The following is a 16,572-nucleotide window of genomic DNA, read 5'->3' as shown; positions in this document are numbered from 1 at the left end:
AAACCTATGACAAGACTATCGCCACGGGCATCGGCAAAAAAACCGCCTCAGGCTGCGGCCGGGCAGATCCGCATTATCGGTGGCCAATGGCGCGGGCGAAAACTACCGGTACCCAACAGCCCCGGGCTGCGTCCGACCACCGATCGCGTTCGGGAAACCCTGTTCAACTGGCTGGCGCCGGTGATCCAGGGGGCACGCTGCCTGGACTGTTTCGCCGGGAGTGGTGCGCTCGGTCTGGAGGCGTTGTCGCGCTATGCCGGCAGCGTCACGCTGTTGGAGTTTGAACGCCCAGTGGCGCAGCAACTGGAAAAAAATCTGGCCCTGCTGCAGGGCAATGGCAAGGTGGTCAATACCAACGCGCTGAGCTGGCTGGCGACCCCCGCTCAGCCGTTTGACGTGGTGTTTCTCGATCCGCCTTTTCGCAAAGGCTTGCTGGCTGAAACCGTCACGCTGCTGGAGCAGCAGGGCTGGCTGGCCGATGAGGCTTGGATCTATATAGAGGCCGAAGCCGAAAGCGCCGCCGCTGATGTCCCGGCCAACTGGCAATTACACCGTGAAAAAGTCACCGGTCAGGTGGCTTATCGTCTTTATATCCGTTCGCAAGAGAAAACCGAAAATGCTGATTAATCTGGGTCGCCTGCTGATGCTGTGCGTGTGGGGCTTTCTGCTCTCCAACCTGTTTCACCCCTTTCCCAAGCCGCTGAAATATTTCATCGACGTGGCGCTGTTCTTTATGGTGGTGATGCACGGACTGCAGCTGGTTCTGTTGAAGTCCACGCAACCGAAAGATCAGCCGATAAGCTACTGGCAAGAAGCCAAGATCTTCATCTTTGGCGTCTTCGAACTGCTGGCCTGGCAGAAAAAACAGCCGCCAATCAAAAGAAAATAACCCCACATGGGCACCGGGTCCGGTGCCCTACGGCTGGGCGGTAAATGAGACGAAGCGCGTGCCCTGCATGCTCAACGTACCCTGTGCGCCTTTTTCAATCGGATTATACTGCCACGGCTTCAACCGCAAGCGGATCTCCTCGCCACCGCGCTGCGGGCTAAACACCACCTCATAATGCATCGGTTCATTGACCAGCGGCTCACGCTGCGGTGCCCGGGTCTTGGCAACCGGAAACTCACGTTTATCACTCACCGTGACCTGCAAACTGCGTACCGGCGCACGATCGTTATCCGCTTCAATACGGCGCTGATTGAAATAGCGGTGCGTCGCCAATACGGCGATCAACGCGATCACAGCGATAAAAAACAGCGGTGGCTTACTCATCTTACTTCCCATCTCCACGCGGTGAAATCAGCGTAAACATAGCACAAGCCCTAAACTGACACCGCTGTTGCCTGGGACAACCCCATGCATAACATTGATTAGCGGCTTATTACGAACGGCTCTTCAGCATGATGGGTTATGCTGAGTAACTCCCCAAGGGAGTATGAGGAATGTTGATGCCTGCATAGCGCAGGATATCCAACAGGCGATTTTCCCCCTGGTGATGGAATAGCCGCCGATCGCTACTGGCACCCAGCTTGCGCAAGGCATGGGCCTTATGTGAACTGATGGTTTTTTCACTTCGCCCCAACCGCCGCGCCAGTTGCTTTTGCGGCTCGCCATGCGCCAACGCGCTGATAACCAAAAGCTCTTTTTGCGTCAGATGACAGCAGACGCGCATCTGGGTCCGACGGTATTCAGCCAAAAAATGATGATGTCCCAGCCGATGACGCAACACCAACAGTGAGTTCAACTCGGTCGGACGCAGCGTTTTTTGCAGACAAACCGGCAGTATCATTTTGGAAGATAAACCCGACAAGAAAGGACTATAACCGTCGCTCCACATCAGCCAGGTCACATTAGCGTGCTTCTTCCAGAATCTCCCACGGAAAACAAAGAAGTCATCCAGGCTTTCATCGTGTCCGTGGGTATCTGACAACAACAGGTCGAACGGTTGTTTGTGCAACAGACCGCGCAATTCCGACAGCCGGTCAGTCACCCCACAAACCTCATACTGGGCGGGGAGTGACGCAAGCACCGCCAGGACTCCGTGCCGAAACCAGGGATTCGGCTCCATAACCATCACTTTTAGAGGTGTCATTGTTTCTCCTTAAACCTGGGGCCGTGACGACCACCGTACGATATTCCACTTCAGCCACCCCGCCCTGTGGCAAAAACAGCTGATCCAACAGTTGCCTACCGGCCAGCCGGTGCAACATGTCACAGAAACGATTAAGTTCGCAGCGTTGGACGCGGGTCAATGGAGGACTGACATTGGTTTCAGGGCCAATTCCCCATTGAGCGAAGCGATCGCTCAGAACATGGAAATAACGTCCGGCATGGTTCGCAGGCGAAGCGTCGAGTATTTTGGCGTCATGACGGCATTGTGCCAGCCGCTGAGGCAATGCGTTTTTCCCACTGCGACCAATAAAGGACGTCGGCAAGCCATTCAACAGCGTGCCAGCCTCAGCTTGAGGGAAAAACAGCACGCCCCACAACAAAGTCACCGCCACCCTAACCGTGAGCGTAACGACCTGAGGGCATAAGCACTTGTCGGTAAATTGTTTTAAGAGCCGGCTTGACCAAGCGCGGCCAACCATTAAATACCGGCGAATTTCAGTGCGCACCAAATTACCCCCCACCCAAAGATGCCGCATACCAGCAACATGGCCAACCAGGTGTAGCGGCGGATGTGTTTATCTCTGGCTGAGGGCAACATCAGGCAACCTCCTTGTTGGGCATAAGCGAGAACCATACAGCAACGCATGGAGTTCTTGATCGCGATGCACACCCAGTTTGCGCATCGCGCTACGTTTATGGGCACTCAGGGTCTTCGTCGTAAATCCCCCCGTTGGCGTAACGAGGTGTTCAAGCGCATCACAGACAAAATGACTGAGGACCTGTAACTCCGGCCAACTGAGAGCAATCTCCGACGGCGTCCGACACAGCAGGCCCTTGGCCACAAAAGCCGGATGCCCCAACGCCTGACGTTTCAGCAACAAATCGTGCAACTGATGCGGCTGCAGATCGTGCGGTAGGCACAATGGCCCTTCACTCGGCCTCAACGGGCTCAGAGTGGTTAGCAACGGTGTTAACGGTTCGCTGTACAACAGCCAGGTAGTATTGAGGTCGAAACGCAGATAGTGGGAATAAAACAGGAAAAAATCGCGCAGTTTGTCGCGATGTCCGCAGAGCCCAGTGATAATGATATCTGCTCCGTCTTGCGATAACGTCTGTCGCAGAGTCAATAGATCGTCGACCACAATTAACGATGCGATCGCCTGACGGGTAAGTGCTAACACTTTCAGGGTGCCTTCTCGCACCAGCCCCGGAGCCATCATCACGACCACGCGCAAACGCGATGGAAAAGAGGTAGCTGACATAAGGGAGTCCCTCTGCTGTAGATTCAGAACTGCTGCTGATCGGCCTGATAACGTTGACGCACCAGCAAATGAGTGGCTGGATGAGCACAGTGGTGATAGCGTAGCCGGGCATAGTGACGTTCGTTTTCAGCCAGCAAGGGCGTCTCACTGAGGCTACGCCACAATTCGGCGGTCTTGTGCAACGCACACAGCCAATCTTCTACACCGTAAGCCATCCCGCTGAGTTGCATGATGCGCCGTTCCAGGCTGGCAGCTTTGCCAGCAACGGCACGGGCGGCCTTGCGGGTGAGTATCGTGGGTGCTGCCATCGCGGTTAATTCATGCTGCATGGTGGTTTTTACTCCTCCTGTCAGATCAGCTGCCGCCATTTATTCGCAAAGAAAATAGATGCGTAAAAAAATGGAAACAGGCTATTTTCTCTCCAGTAAGATCCTCATACGGCATCGGGTCGGAGAGGCTATATGGAGCCAAAATAATGAAAACTCGAAAACACCTCACTCTCGGTGAAATAAATGACATCCTGCTTGCCACGCACATTGGAAAACATCCGGAGCGTGACCGTTGTTTAATACAGATGTGTTTTATCCACGGGCTGCGCGCCAGCGAAGCCTGTCAGTTAAAAATATCTGATATCGATCTGCGCGATAACGTGATTTATATCCGCCGCCTGAAGAACGGTTTTTCGACCGTGCATCCCTTAGCGCAAGATGAGCTGCCGCACTTGTTGTGCTGGCTCAATGTGCGCGACAAGTGGCGCGATGCTGACAGCGAGTGGTTATTCCTGTCGCAAAAAGGCGGCCAACTGACGCGCAAACACGTGCATTACTTGATTAAACGCTACGGCGAGGCCGCCAATATTACGGTGGCATCGCACCCACATATGCTGCGACATGCCTGTGGCTATGCGCTGGCGGATTCGGGCGTCGACACGCGTTTGATTCAGGATTATCTGGGTCACCGGAATATTCGACATACGGTGATATATACCGCCAGCAATCCCAATCGCTTTATTGGATTATGGCAAAAAAAGTGAGGTGGAAAATAGGTCATTTTGGACCAAAGTGTTACATATCTTAGTTTTGTACGATTTCAAGTCAATAAGAATACCCCCCGCTTTTACGCAACAATTTTATTTCCTTCAATATCAACAACCCACTAAACAAAATAAAAAAGGCTCACCGAAGCGAACCTTTGTTAAATAAATTAACGCAATTAAACAGCGAAGCAACGTCATTTTATTTTCAGATACATACACTGACAAATCCGTCAACGCTCTACTAAAACTAAAACATTAGCCCGCTGGAACGCCTAAAAACAGATTAATTATCTGAATGTCACATTTTGGTCCAAAATGTCGCATTTTCAGCTCAAAAAAACAACGCATCACACTGAAATAAAAGGAGAAAATAAAAAATAACTTTAATTATTATACCAAATGGAAATTCTGCATCTTTGCACCGGTCCCCTTTAAAACAGCAAAGGTGGAAATACTGGTGGAAACATGCACGTGAAGAAAATACGCAACAGTGACGACAGATTCACTCTTGTTTTTTTTCAAGACACCCGACACGGGTTTCAGCATTAATCGGAAGCACCGGGCGCAAGAAAATTTATCCATGGCAAAGCCACCCCAACAACGATTCATTGTACAAGGAGACAGGGGGTTTTATGAAGCTTCAGCATGACGAGAATATCACCCTGCCGGAAACGGTAGCGCACCTGGCCGAACAGCCGTTATGTCGCATTGTGGCCACCTGGGGGTTGCTGCAAAACCACTATCTGAATCGTCAGCGCATCATGCAGGCCTTTAACGTACCGCGCCGTAAAGCGGGTTACATTCTGCGCTATATCGTTCACAGCCCTTGCATCACCTGCGACCAACACGTTTATACCCATCCGCGATCGCACCGCCAGGAACTGCGGGTCTGGATCCGCACGGTAAGCCAACCTCTGCCATTACGAACAAAGAGCACCAGGGTTCGCAATGTAGACAGGCAAAGCGTCTGGGCACAACTGCTTCAACGGCCGTGGAGCGAACTGCATCTGTGATAACAGGCCCTTTTCGCTCCCCTAATTAGAGAGGTTGCCTATAGACAACTTTTTCCCATCGGGGCCAAGCCGTGATGACATGAACAGCGTTGCGTCTAACCGGCCCCGACTTTTTCAAACCAAGGGGAATGACCCTGCCTTGACCAAAAGAACCTTGTATCACCTGGAGCGGCTTGCCTGGAACCTGATGCTTACCCTCAGTGCACTGCTCTGGTGTCTTTTTGCGCTGCTGCTCTACTGGTTTTTTTAACCCCGGCGCAATTTTTTCATTTGATTGCAGGAGAGATGATATGCGTTTGACCGTTAACGATCGCACCGGCTATTTCCCCGCTCCCAAAGAGCTGGACCTGCTTCGTAATATTGCCACGGCGGAGAGTCTGCCCAGCATTGTTCTCAAACTGCACCCCGCCGCCGAAAGCGCCGTGCGGCTAGAGCCCCTGCCCCATACCGGCGGTGTCAAATGGCTACCGCTGCTGTGGCAACTGGTGGCGCTGAAGTCTTGCCGGCATGACCTGAAACTGAGTTTGCAAGCACCGTTTTCCACTCCCGCCTGGCACCGTCTGTTAGGCGTGCTGAACATCTCTCCCGATCTGTCCACCAAACAACCACAGAGCCTGCCACTTTTGACGCTAACAGAGAGTCGGGTGTTGCTGACATTGCTTGGCGGCATGCACCCCTGGCAGTTGGCCGCCCGCATGAGCCGAGATATTCGCACCATTTCCAGCCATAAAAAACGGGCCATGGACAAAGCCGGTTTGCAACACAACGGCGAACTCTATGCGCTGGGGGGGCTGCTTTACGGCCCACAGCATGCGACCGCGCAGATTGCCTTGCCGGCAGCGGAACAGCAGGTGTTGACCGCCCTGCTGCGCAACGGCAGCGTCACGGCAACCGCACAGTTGCTGGGGAAAAGTGTCAAAACGGTGAGCGGCCAAAAACACAATCTTATGCGGCGACTTAATGTGCCCCATGAGGTGGCACTGTTTGCCGCCGCCGAGCACTACAATACAGAGCCAGAAAAAAACCACCCCAAGTCATGCTGAATAAGTATTAAATATTCAGCCAATGACCTAATAGGAATAAACCGTCGCTTAATTATCACACTGTTGCCATTTCGCGCGAATTAAGCCCTGGCCGAAAGTTAAAATTCAATTCTTTTGAATCGTTGGGCATTGCTGGCGGTATAGAGTACCGTATGCTGAATATTCCGGTGGCCGAGATAGTCTTGTATCAGTCGGGTGTCCATACCTTTATTTGCCAGGCTATAACCGCAGGCGTGACGCAACATGTGGGGATGGGCAGGTAATTCGAGACATGCCGCTTTGCCGTAATCGCGGATCAGTCGGTAGATTTGCTGGCGCGATAGCCGGCCGCCCTTGCGCGACAAAAACAACCAGGGCTGGCCGGCATGCGGGCTGTCTTTACGATCATCCAGCCAGCGTTTAAGCATCAGGGTCTCATCCGGTTGTAATGGGTGCTGAACCGACAGACCATTTTTCAGTCGCGAAATAAAAACCCGCCGCTCGGCGAGTTCTATATTGTCCAGCGTCATACGACTTAACTCGCTGGCCCGTAAACCGTGAACAAAGCACATGGTGATCATACAACTGTCCCTGACCGAGTTTAGTCCTCCCTTTATATTTTTTATCATTTTTTTTATTTCTGATTCATTCAGATATTTTCTTATTTCCAATTGCATAACTCCCCAGAAACATCATGTATCAAGCAGGACCGATGGCGGGTTTAAAAAACAGCCAAAAATGCAAATACAGTTACCAAACGTGCTAAATAGTAATGAGACTCTAAGATTAATCCTTAGCTATTATTGTCACGCGCAGCATTAATTACTAATTAATTAGCATTCGCATCGGGCAGTTATTGTTCTTAGAAAATGATTCACGGCGGTCGAGCAGCCATTGTCAGTAAATTTTCCTGAGAAAAACCACGGCTCCCTTTCTTACTCTGCAAATAAGTTACAGTTCATCAGCAAGAAAGCATTGTCGATCGCAGAGGCGCTGCCTACACTGCAAACAGGAAGTGACACTGGTAACAATTTGGAACCGGTTGCTGTGGTTCCCACAATGAATAAGGAAGACATAATGAGTTGGCCGTTCCTTGCCGTATTCTTTTCCGGTTGGCTGTTCGTCGATGCCTCCTACCGTGGGCCTCGCTGGCAGCGCTGGGTGTTTAAGCCCATCACCCTGCTGCTGTTGTTATTGCTGGCCTGGCAAGCGCCGGTGTTGGGGCCTGCAGGGTATCTGATCGTCCTCGGCCTGCTGGCAACCCTGATCGCCGACACCCTGCTGCTGCTGCCGCGCGAACGCGTGCTTTACGCCATCGGTGCCTTTTTCCTGTCGCACTTGCTGTATACCCTGAGCTTCGCCAGTCAGATGACCTTCAGCCTGTTTTGGCCGCTGCCGCTGGCGCTGCTGATTATCGGCGTGCTGTTACTGGCAACAATTTGGACGCGACTGGAAGAAATGCGTTGGCCGATCGCCACTTATGTAGCGATGACGCTGCTGATGGTGTGGCTGGCGGGTGAGCAGTACTTTATGCGCAGCACCGATTTCGGTTTCTCGCTGCTGGCGGGCACTTCACTGCTGCTGCTGGCCAACGTGGTGTGGCTGGTTAACCGTTATCGCTGGACCTTCCGCGCTGCGGATGCGCTGGTGGCCTTCTGCTATTTCTCCGGCCATTTCCTGATCGTACGTTCGCTGTATCTGTAAGGCTGCTCAGGGCGGGTTCGACTGCCGAACCCGCTGTTGTTATACCAGCGCTTTCAGCGTCAGTCCGTCATCCGCGCCAAGCTGGTTGCGGTAAATATCGCCATCGCGCGAGAAGAACGCCAGCGTACTGCCATCCGCCCGCAGCAAAGCGATGCCGTCCGGTGCCGGGCGCCAACCGACCACCTCGGCGGTTAACACCTTTTCCAAACAGTGCTGCCGATCAACCAAGGAGTAGCCGTTGATTTCACTCTGTTCACCGGCCAAAAACTCAATCTGACATTGTTGTTCGGCATTGGCGACCTGCCATTGCCCCGCCAATGATTGCGCGCTGGGAAGAACCAAACTGCTGGCCATAACTGCTCCCGTAACCATCATGCCGCCTGCCACTAAGGCGGCGTGCGCTAAGCTGCCCTTCATATCGTCTCCTGTATAACGCCCGGCCAACCGGCGCCGGGCGTTACCACCTGCACTGTTAAACGATAAAGTCAGTGGCGACGTCAACCTGGCCGACGATCTTCACCAGGAAGTCCGGGGCCTGATGGCCACCGATATTCAGGGCCAGATCGCTGACGTTATTCGACGCATTGTAAGACAGCAAGGCTTCGCCCGCAGCTCCACTGAAATGATCGACGAAGTGGATCTGATCGCCACCCTGCGCGCCCTGATTGAAGAATGACAGGTCGATTTTATCGATACCTTTCTGGAAGTCCTTGATCCAGTCGGAGGCACCCGGCGCAGAATCGCTGACCGCAGAGAAGACAAAGGTGTCTTTGCCCGCACCGCCCCACAGCTCATCAGCCCCACCACCGCCGAACAGCACGTCGTTGCCCGCGCCACCTTTCAGCACGTTGTTGGCCGCATTGCCGACGATCACGTCATTGCCTGAACCGCCAATCGCGTTCTCGATGGTCACACCTGCGGCAATGGACACGTTGCCTTTCAGCCCACCCACGTCGGAGAAAGATTTCTCGTTCAGATTAATACGCTGGTTAGCGGTGTAACCGGAGAAATCGAAGGTGTCATTGCCGCCCGCATCCCAGGCCGCAAAAATCACTTTTTGCGAATTGCTGGTGGTACTGAGGAAGTCACGGCCGGTATTTGAGTTGAAGCCATACACGGTATCGCCGGTACGGGTGGTCTGGTTGGCACCATACAGATGCTGAATAGCGGAAATGTCATCCAGCAGTGGCGCCGCAGCGTAGTGCCCGCCGTTGTCGCCACCGGTGTTGGTTTCGCTCCAGTAACTCATCAGGCTGAACTCACGAGTATCTTCGGCGTAGCTGGCGTCTCTGTAGGTCGGGTTGCCTTCACCGGCGTTGTAATCGCCCGGATGGCTCAAGCCCAACGCATGGCCAATTTCGTGGGTAAAGGTCTGGCGGCCGTAATCTTCGCTGGCCGGATGTTTCACGTTGGACTGGTTGACGTTGTACCAGGTCTGCCCGCCCAGGTTTTGGCCCTGATAAATGGTGTTCGGCAGGAAGGCGTAAGCCTGGGTATCGTAGTCATAATGGCCGGGACGATCCTGGCTGTAGTTACCGAAGGTGATATTGGCCTTCTGGCCGGCACCAACTTCGGTAAAGGTGATATTGGCCACGTCAGACCAGGACTGCAGCGACAGCTTAGCCTGCTGCTGCTGTTCCGCGCTGAATTTGCTCAGTCCAGTATCGCCGGCGACGTTGGTGGAAGAGAATTTATAATCCGGGAAAGAGAACGTTAATTTAACCGGCTGGCCAAAAACTTTATAACCGTTCCAGGTTTGGTTCTCGCGGGTAATAAACAGCCCGGCTTGTTCGGTAGAAAATGAGTCCTTGCCATTAACCTGAATCCCGTTGCCTCGCTCATGATAATGCAGCAAATCATCTACTGCATTGTAAGCGGAGCTCGCAGCCGCAAGGCTGGATTCAGTAATTTCAATTGCCTTTTTAGTAGATTGCATTGGTTCGATTCCACTCATTAGCTGATTGTTTTCAATCAGACAGATAGACATAACCTGCCAGGAAGCTACGGAGAACGAACCGCACGCTTACGGGAAGGAGTTTATGCGCCGTTGCCGGCAGTGTGCTAGAGAGAATTAATGCATATATATCAGCAAATAAGATTACCACCATAAATGGTAATCGATTCCAATTATAGGCAGCGGTGTAAAACTGCACATAAAATAATCAGCCATTTATTATCGTTTCGAAGGCGATTTATGCTGGTTTTTTGCGTTCTTTACAATATTAATGAAACTTAAATGCCATGAGTTGGTAACAAACTCCAACAAAAATGCGGTCTGCAGCGTCAAGCGAATCGTGCTGGGATTTAGACGGCTAAAAGTTAAATTTTGCTAAAGCGTTATAGATTAATAACTCTTTATTATTAGCCGCCGGTACTTTTTAGTTCCCGCAGGAATAACATTTTCTTTTTTTGACTAATCACCTCGGGTCTTTCGCGCTCGTCGCCCCCCTGATAAACGACATGGGAAAAAAGAAATACCCCAATTCTCCCTCAGGTGCGCCATTAGCAATAATTCTCATCCGTCGCTTGACTCTGGAGTGGGCTCCAGGGTGTAGAGTTTGTTTCAAGAAGCTCATTAACTGCCCTGAGGGGGGACGTTATGCATAACCATGAAAATCACAATCATCAGGAACATAACCATGCCGAAGGTGGCTGCGGGTGCAATCACAGCCACAGCAAAACCCAGCACGGTTGCAGCAGTGAAAAACAAAACGCCGTCAACCCTGGCGAACACTCTCATGCTCACGATCATGGCGCCAGCTGTTGCAGCGCTGACGATCATGGGGATCCGGACGAGGAAAGTGACAGGCTCGCTGCCGCCCCTCTCTCCGGCAACGAGCGCTACAGTTGGAAAGTCACGGGTATGGACTGCCCCAGCTGCGCTAAAAAGATTGAAAATGCCGTTACTGCCATCCCGGGTGTCGTAAACGCACGGGTGTTATTCGCCACCGAAAAGCTGGTGGTAGACGGTCAGTCCGATCTCAGCCTGCGCATTCAGGATGCGGTAAAACAAGCCGGTTTTACCCTGCTTGGTACCCAGGCAACCCAAGCCGAGCCACCTAAACCTTCACGCCTGGGGGAATTCGGCCCGTTGCTGCTGCTCACCGCGCTGATGATCGTCAGTTGGGCACTCAGCATGGTCAACCCTGAGCTGAGCCGCATTGCCTTTATCGCCACCACGCTGGTGGGGTTAGCACCAGTCGCCACCAAGGCGATACGTCTGATCCGCTCCGGCACGCCGTTTGCCATCGAAACGCTGATGAGCGTGGCGGCCATCGGCGCGCTGTTTATCGGCGCTACTGCCGAAGCGGCCATGGTGCTGCTGCTGTTTATGGTCGGCGAAATGCTCGAATCCTACGCCGCCAACCGCGCCCGTCGTGGCGTGAAAGCGTTGATGGAGCTGGTTCCTGAAGATGCCCTGCTGCTGCAGGGTACCGAGCGTAGACGCGTGCCGGTCTCCAGCTTGCGCCCCGGCGATGTGATTGAAATTGCCCCCGGCGGTCGCCTTCCGGCCGATGCCGAGCTGCTCAACCCGTTCGCCAGCTTCGACGAAAGCGCCCTGACCGGCGAGTCGGTCCCGGTCGAGCGTCAGCAAGGTCAGAAAGTGGCGGCGGGCAGTTTGTCGGTCGATCAGGCCGCGCAGATGAAGGTGATTTCCGAGCCGGGCAAAAACGCCATCGACCGTATCCTGCAGCTGATTGAAGAAGCCGAAGAGCGCCGTGCGCCGATCGAGCGTTTCCTTGACCGTTTCAGCCGTTACTACACCCCGGCCATTATGCTGCTGGCTATCGCGGTAATTCTGGTGCCACCGTTGATGTATGCTCAACCCTGGGATGTCTGGATTTATCGCGGCCTGACCCTGTTGCTGATCGGCTGTCCTTGTGCACTGGTGATTTCCACTCCGGCAGCCATTACCTCCGGACTGGCGGCGGCAACCCGTCGCGGCGCGTTGATTAAAGGTGGCGCGGCGCTGGAACAGCTCGGCCAGGTGCAAACCATCGCCTTCGATAAAACCGGTACCCTGACGGAGGGCAAACCGACGGTGACGGATGTGCTGCCGCTCAACGGCATCAGCGAACAGTCACTGTTGATCCTTGCCGCAGCGGTAGAAGCTGGCTCCCATCACCCATTGGCACAGGCCATTATCAATCGCGCCGAACAATATGGTGCTCCTTTGCCGCCGGCACAGAACCGTCGTGCGTTGGCCGGCGTCGGTGTGGAAGGCATTGTCGACGGTAAAACCGTGCTGATCAGTACACCGGCCAAACTGGCTGCAGGCTTGCTCAATCAGCAAGGTGCTAACCAGGTGGAACGGTTGGAAAATGCCGGTAAAACGGCGGTAGTGGTACTGGAAGATGGCGTGCCGATCGGCCTGCTGGCCCTGCGCGATACGCTGCGCAGCGACGCCAAGCAGGCGATTGCCGAACTGAATGCGTTGGGGATCAACGGCGTAATGTTAACCGGCGACAACCCTCGAGCGGCCGCAGCGATTGCCGCCGAGCTGGGGCTGGACTACCGTGCCGGTTTGCTGCCGGAAGATAAAGTGAGGGCGGTAACCGAGTTGAGCGAGCTGCGCCCAACGGCGATGATCGGCGATGGCATCAACGATGCGCCGGCAATGAAAGCCTCCAGCATCGGTATTGCCATGGGCAGTGGCACCGACGTGGCGCTGGAAACCGCCGACGCGGCGCTGACGCACAATCGGCTGCTGGGCGTGGCGGAGATGATCCGCATCTCGCGCGCTACACACGCCAATATCCGCCAGAACATCACCATTGCGTTGGGTCTGAAAGGGATATTCCTGATCACCACCCTGATGGGCCTGACCGGGCTGTGGCTGGCGGTGTTGGCGGACTCTGGCGCTACCGCGCTGGTCACCGCCAACGCCCTACGCTTGCTGAAGAAACGTCAGTAATAAGAACCACATATCAGGATGCCAGCAATGGCATCCTGATTCACTTAGCCGAAAAATAACACCGGCAAGTCGCACGTAATAACCATAAAACCAGCATGCCTTTCTATATTCTTCCGCCACCTATTCCTGAAACCCGATAAGCCTACTTAACTTATCAGAGTCATGGCCGAATGAATGAAACCGCTATATTTTAAAATCCTGAACCTGATCGTCGTCCCTTTTATCCCTACACTGGCTCTGGCGCAGCAGCCTGACTCTGCCGCCACAATGCAACTCATTGATAGCGCCGATCGCCCCCTTTTCACCACCCCTAACGCCTTACCCGCAGCCCAGCATAACGATGCGCCCAAGGCAAAACCCCAGCCTGAGCATCGCCTGTTGCCGATTTGGGGGGATGAAGCACGCGCCCGTGGTTATGATCTGCCGGAACCCTTCGGGATCGGCATCAACTACATGAACATGCGGCAAAATATCGATGTCGACAGTATCCAATTTTCCGGCCTCAGCCTGGGTAAAACTCCCTTACCATCCAATTTGTTCAACATCGACGTGGGCAAAACTCGCGAGAAAAGCAAAACGGAAACCATGCGTCTGGACACCTGGGTACTGCCATTCCTCAATGTTTACGGGATCATCGGCCATACCAAAGGCAGCTCGTTGTCCCAGGTCTCCGTAGACGCCGATCCCAGTCAACAAAAAGGCTTCCTGAACAAGGTTATCGCGGGTCAGGTACACCGCATGAATCAAAGTGGGCAACTGCGCGATCTGGATTTTAAGCTCGATTTTAAAGGCACCACTTACGGCGCCGGTTTCACGCTGGTTGGGGGATATGAGAACTGGTTCACCTCGGTCGATACCAACTACACCCGCACCAATTTCGATATCCTTGATGGTCAGATTTCCGCACTGACGGTGTCGCCTCGGGTAGGTTACCGCTTCCTGGTGCCCGGTATCAGTGGCCAAACCCATCTCAACCTGTGGGTCGGCACCATGTATCAGGACGTCCAGCAGAGGTTCAAAGGCAGCCTGAGTGATTTAAAAATGCCAACCGAACTTCAGAGCCTGATGATGATGGCCAATCAGCAGGGTGAAGGCCGTTTTGACGTGAAACAGCACCTGCAATCGCCGTGGAACGTACTGATTGGCACGCAATACGAGATCACCAGACACTTTAACCTGTTGACCGAATTTGGCTTTAGCGAACGTAACAGCTTTATGGTCTCCGGTGAATATCGCTTCTGATGGCAATATCGATCCGCAGTTTGCCGCTGGTATTGTTGGTTCTGCTACCCGGAGCTCACGCCACTTTGTTGTCACGCCAGCAAATAGATGAAATGTTGGCCCCTTTGGGGTCTAACAACCAATTCGACAGCAGCAAAGCCATCGATTGGGGGGTCTTGCCCGGCCCGTTCTATACGCCAGAACTCGGTCTTGGCATCGGTACCGCCGTCGTGGGGATATATCGCCCGGACAGCCAGGATAAAGTCAGCCAAAACTCGACGCTGGCGTTAAAGGGCTTTTTCAGCACCACCGGTGCCTTCGGCGTCGGTTTCCAAAACCACAGTTTTTTCGCTGACGACCAATGGCGTTTTTTTGCCGACGGCTCGCTGAATAATATGCCCACCTATTTCTGGGGCACCGGTTACCAGGCTGGGCATAACAACGGCAACAAAGAAAAGTACACGCAGCAGGCATTCCAGATAGCCCCACAGCTGCTGTATCGCATTGCCAATGCCACCTACGCGGGGGTTGGCTGGGATTTTTCCTCGACGCACGCCAGCAAAACTGATGAGGATGACAGCAGCCTGTTAAGGGCCCAAAAAGCCGGCGTTTCATCGCTAAGTTCAGGAGTCAGCGGTTCGCTGAGTTACGATACGCGCGACTTCGTTTCTAATGCCAGCCGTGGCCAGTATCTTCGCCTGAGCGACACCTATTTTGCGCCAGAATTGGGCGGCGACAGCCGTTTCAATGCTGTAGAAGGCCAGTACAATGCCTACCACAGCTTGAGTGCGAAAAGCGTGCTGGCGTTAGACGCTTACAGCCGCCTGACGACGGGCGAGGTGCCCTGGGACAGGCTGTCCGGCCTGGGTGACGACAAACGCATGCGCGGCTATTATCAAGGCCGCTATCGCGACAGAAATGTGTTCAGCAGCCAGATCGAGTATCGTCGCAAGCTGAACTGGCGCCACGGTTACGTTCTTTGGGCCGGTGCGGGAACGCTAAGTAGCAAGGCCGGCGATTTGGGTCAGGGGCCCTGGTTACCCACGCTGGGAGCGGGTTACCGTTTTGAATTCAAACCGAAAATGAACGTGCGGCTCGATTTTGGCATCGGACGTGGCAGCAGTGGATTTTACTTTCAGGTTGGGGAAGCTTTTTAATGCGCTCTGTTGTACTGCTGGTTTTGTTGTCGTTTACTTCCGCGCTATCTGCCAAACCCGTGGAAACGTTGGTGACCTCGCAACCCATCAACGAAAGCCGTATCGCCTGGCCGGTGGCTGCGCCGCTGTCCCCGCCGGATGGTTTGCGCCCCTGCTGTGCCTTTGGCTACAACCTCAAAGCGCAAGTTTGGGGTATCCCAGTCCCCTTTTATCAGTTGGGTAACCTGGTGGATGCCGACCGGCTTGGCCGTCACCACTATAACGACAGCGCTTTCAATGCCGTTAGCAACTTGATGGGACTTGGCAGCGAGCAATTGGGAGTGATGTACACCCGCCGCGGGGGATTTATCGATATCGCTCACGTGCGCGACACCGCCGACAATACCCTTTTCCTGTTCAGCCAACTGTTACCCCGATTGGGCCAGCAATGGAATATCGATCTTAGCCCCGAGTTGGCAATACGCCGTATCCAGCTGAACGCCTTTACCCCGCCTCAGGATGCTGCGCAGCGCTATACGCTCGCGGCGTATTTGGCAGGAGAACTCGCCTTTCAAATGGCGGCGTGGCATGAAGTGGCACAGTGGTATGGCTATCAGTCGGTACCGGGGTTTTCGGAGGAGGTCTCGGCTTTTTCACCGGAGGATTTGTATTCCAACCTGCTGGGATCACGGCTGGCGATCGATGCTATCTTGCAGGGGCAGGCGGTTTCCATAACGGCCTACAACCACGCCATGGAGAATTTGCTCCCCCAGGCCCTGCACCAGCTTGGCGCCGTCTCCATCAGGGCAACTCAGCGGCAGTTTGACGGGATTGACGGCGACTGGTGGGACAGCCAGCGCCGGGTACCGGAGAAGTTTCTGGTCTTAAAACGGGATTACACGACCGGCAGCAATCGCCTGCCGGCTCTGCCGCCGTTCGAAAACACCGCCCCACAACGCCTGATGTTACCGCTGCAGGTTCAGGGGTTCTGGCTGGCAAAGCTGGGTGAACTGCAACTCTGGCCGACGGATGCGATGCATTCTCTGCCGGTGCCGCCCCACTATTACCGCCCGCAGGATTTCAGGGGGCTGGCAATGCATGCTCGTGCATCGGACACACAGCAAATACTGCAAAAACGCTAGGCAAAAGC

Annotated in this window: 18 protein-coding genes; 10 read left to right on the top strand and 8 right to left on the bottom strand. The window is 54.0% G+C overall.

The genetic code is table 11. From position 1 onward, the window contains the following. Window positions 1-6 precede the first annotated feature (6 nt). Both rsmD and M495_RS00945 read left to right on the top strand, forming a co-directional pair. Window positions 7-627 carry a 16S rRNA (guanine(966)-N(2))-methyltransferase gene (rsmD, locus tag M495_RS00950; RefSeq protein WP_020824811.1) on the top strand — a complete coding sequence of 207 codons (621 nt, stop codon included), beginning with the start codon at window positions 7-9 and terminating at the stop codon, window positions 625-627. Then, a complete protein-coding gene (locus tag M495_RS00945) occupies window positions 617-889 on the top strand; it encodes a DUF1145 family protein (RefSeq protein WP_006317223.1) in 273 nt (90 codons plus the stop codon). The genes rsmD and M495_RS00945 overlap by 11 nt, the downstream gene beginning before the upstream one ends. A gap of 27 nt (window positions 890-916) precedes the next feature. Here M495_RS00945 and M495_RS00940 read toward each other — a convergent pair whose 3' ends face one another. The 5 genes from M495_RS00940 to M495_RS00925 form a co-directional block, all read right to left on the bottom strand. Then, the gene (locus M495_RS00940; RefSeq protein WP_020824810.1) at window positions 917-1,273 is read right to left on the bottom strand and encodes a DUF2500 domain-containing protein; all 357 of its coding nucleotides are present in this window, start codon (window positions 1,271-1,273) and stop codon (window positions 917-919) included. A gap of 136 nt (window positions 1,274-1,409) precedes the next feature. Continuing rightward, window positions 1,410-2,030: a helix-turn-helix transcriptional regulator gene (locus M495_RS00935; RefSeq protein WP_169534186.1), complete on the bottom strand. Its 621-nt coding sequence runs from the start codon at window positions 2,028-2,030 to the stop codon at window positions 1,410-1,412. After that, entirely contained in the window at window positions 2,002-2,619 is a 618-nt protein-coding gene (locus M495_RS25435; RefSeq protein ID WP_144079298.1) for a hypothetical protein, read from the bottom strand. Before M495_RS25435 ends, M495_RS00935 begins: the two co-directional genes overlap by 29 nt. 69 nt (window positions 2,620-2,688) lie before the next feature. Beyond that, window positions 2,689-3,375 carry a helix-turn-helix domain-containing protein gene (locus M495_RS00930; protein WP_020824807.1) on the bottom strand — a complete coding sequence of 229 codons (687 nt, stop codon included), beginning with the start codon at window positions 3,373-3,375 and terminating at the stop codon, window positions 2,689-2,691. A 23-nt stretch (window positions 3,376-3,398) separates the two neighbouring features. Then, entirely contained in the window at window positions 3,399-3,704 is a 306-nt protein-coding gene (locus M495_RS00925) for a hypothetical protein (protein ID WP_020824806.1), read from the bottom strand. Window positions 3,705-3,850: 146 nt separating this feature from the next. Here M495_RS00925 and M495_RS00920 point away from each other — a divergent pair, with 146 nt between their 5' ends. From M495_RS00920 to M495_RS24630, 3 genes are all read left to right on the top strand, one after another. Further along, the gene (locus tag M495_RS00920; RefSeq protein ID WP_041414112.1) at window positions 3,851-4,408 is read left to right on the top strand and encodes a tyrosine-type DNA invertase; all 558 of its coding nucleotides are present in this window, start codon (window positions 3,851-3,853) and stop codon (window positions 4,406-4,408) included. Window positions 4,409-5,043: 635 nt separating this feature from the next. Beyond that, the gene (locus M495_RS00915) at window positions 5,044-5,424 is read left to right on the top strand and encodes a CaiF/GrlA family transcriptional regulator (protein ID WP_020824804.1); all 381 of its coding nucleotides are present in this window, start codon (window positions 5,044-5,046) and stop codon (window positions 5,422-5,424) included. Window positions 5,425-5,714: 290 nt separating this feature from the next. Continuing rightward, complete coding sequence (locus M495_RS24630) at window positions 5,715-6,467, top strand: helix-turn-helix domain-containing protein (RefSeq protein WP_020824802.1); 753 nt, start codon at window positions 5,715-5,717, stop codon at window positions 6,465-6,467. A 98-nt stretch (window positions 6,468-6,565) separates the two neighbouring features. Here the strand turns inward: M495_RS24630 and M495_RS00905 are convergent, their stop codons facing one another. Next, the gene (locus M495_RS00905) at window positions 6,566-7,123 is read right to left on the bottom strand and encodes a tyrosine-type DNA invertase (RefSeq protein WP_369982314.1); all 558 of its coding nucleotides are present in this window, start codon (window positions 7,121-7,123) and stop codon (window positions 6,566-6,568) included. A gap of 400 nt (window positions 7,124-7,523) precedes the next feature. On the opposite strand from M495_RS00905, the gene M495_RS00900 reads away from it, so the two are divergent. Then, entirely contained in the window at window positions 7,524-8,150 is a 627-nt protein-coding gene (locus M495_RS00900) for a lysoplasmalogenase (protein ID WP_020824800.1), read from the top strand. 39 nt (window positions 8,151-8,189) lie between these two features. Here M495_RS00900 and M495_RS00895 read toward each other — a convergent pair whose 3' ends face one another. Beyond that, window positions 8,190-8,567 (bottom strand): AprI/Inh family metalloprotease inhibitor, encoded by a 378-nt coding sequence (locus M495_RS00895; RefSeq protein ID WP_020824799.1) that lies wholly within the window; start codon window positions 8,565-8,567, stop codon window positions 8,190-8,192. A gap of 55 nt (window positions 8,568-8,622) precedes the next feature. After that, a complete protein-coding gene (locus tag M495_RS00890) occupies window positions 8,623-10,086 on the bottom strand; it encodes a serralysin family metalloprotease (RefSeq protein ID WP_020824798.1) in 1,464 nt (487 codons plus the stop codon). Between the two features lie 663 nt (window positions 10,087-10,749). Here M495_RS00890 and M495_RS00885 point away from each other — a divergent pair. The 4 genes from M495_RS00885 (at window position 10,750) to M495_RS00870 (ending at window position 16,564) form a co-directional block, all read left to right on the top strand. Continuing rightward, the gene (locus tag M495_RS00885; RefSeq protein ID WP_020824797.1) at window positions 10,750-13,065 is read left to right on the top strand and encodes a zinc/cadmium/mercury/lead-transporting ATPase; all 2,316 of its coding nucleotides are present in this window, start codon (window positions 10,750-10,752) and stop codon (window positions 13,063-13,065) included. Between the two features lie 267 nt (window positions 13,066-13,332). Beyond that, window positions 13,333-14,307: a hypothetical protein gene (locus M495_RS00880; protein WP_390900359.1), complete on the top strand. Its 975-nt coding sequence runs from the start codon at window positions 13,333-13,335 to the stop codon at window positions 14,305-14,307. Next, the gene (locus M495_RS00875; RefSeq protein WP_020824795.1) at window positions 14,307-15,443 is read left to right on the top strand and encodes a BamA/TamA family outer membrane protein; all 1,137 of its coding nucleotides are present in this window, start codon (window positions 14,307-14,309) and stop codon (window positions 15,441-15,443) included. Before M495_RS00880 ends, M495_RS00875 begins: the two co-directional genes overlap by 1 nt. Continuing rightward, window positions 15,443-16,564: a DUF4056 domain-containing protein gene (locus M495_RS00870; RefSeq protein ID WP_020824794.1), complete on the top strand. Its 1,122-nt coding sequence runs from the start codon at window positions 15,443-15,445 to the stop codon at window positions 16,562-16,564. Before M495_RS00875 ends, M495_RS00870 begins: the two co-directional genes overlap by 1 nt. The last annotated feature ends 8 nt before the right edge of the window (window positions 16,565-16,572 follow it).

This window comes from Serratia liquefaciens ATCC 27592 (assembly GCF_000422085.1).
Lineage (GTDB): Bacteria > Pseudomonadota > Gammaproteobacteria > Enterobacterales > Enterobacteriaceae > Serratia > Serratia liquefaciens.
This window is presented reverse-complemented; position numbering and strand designations above follow the sequence as displayed.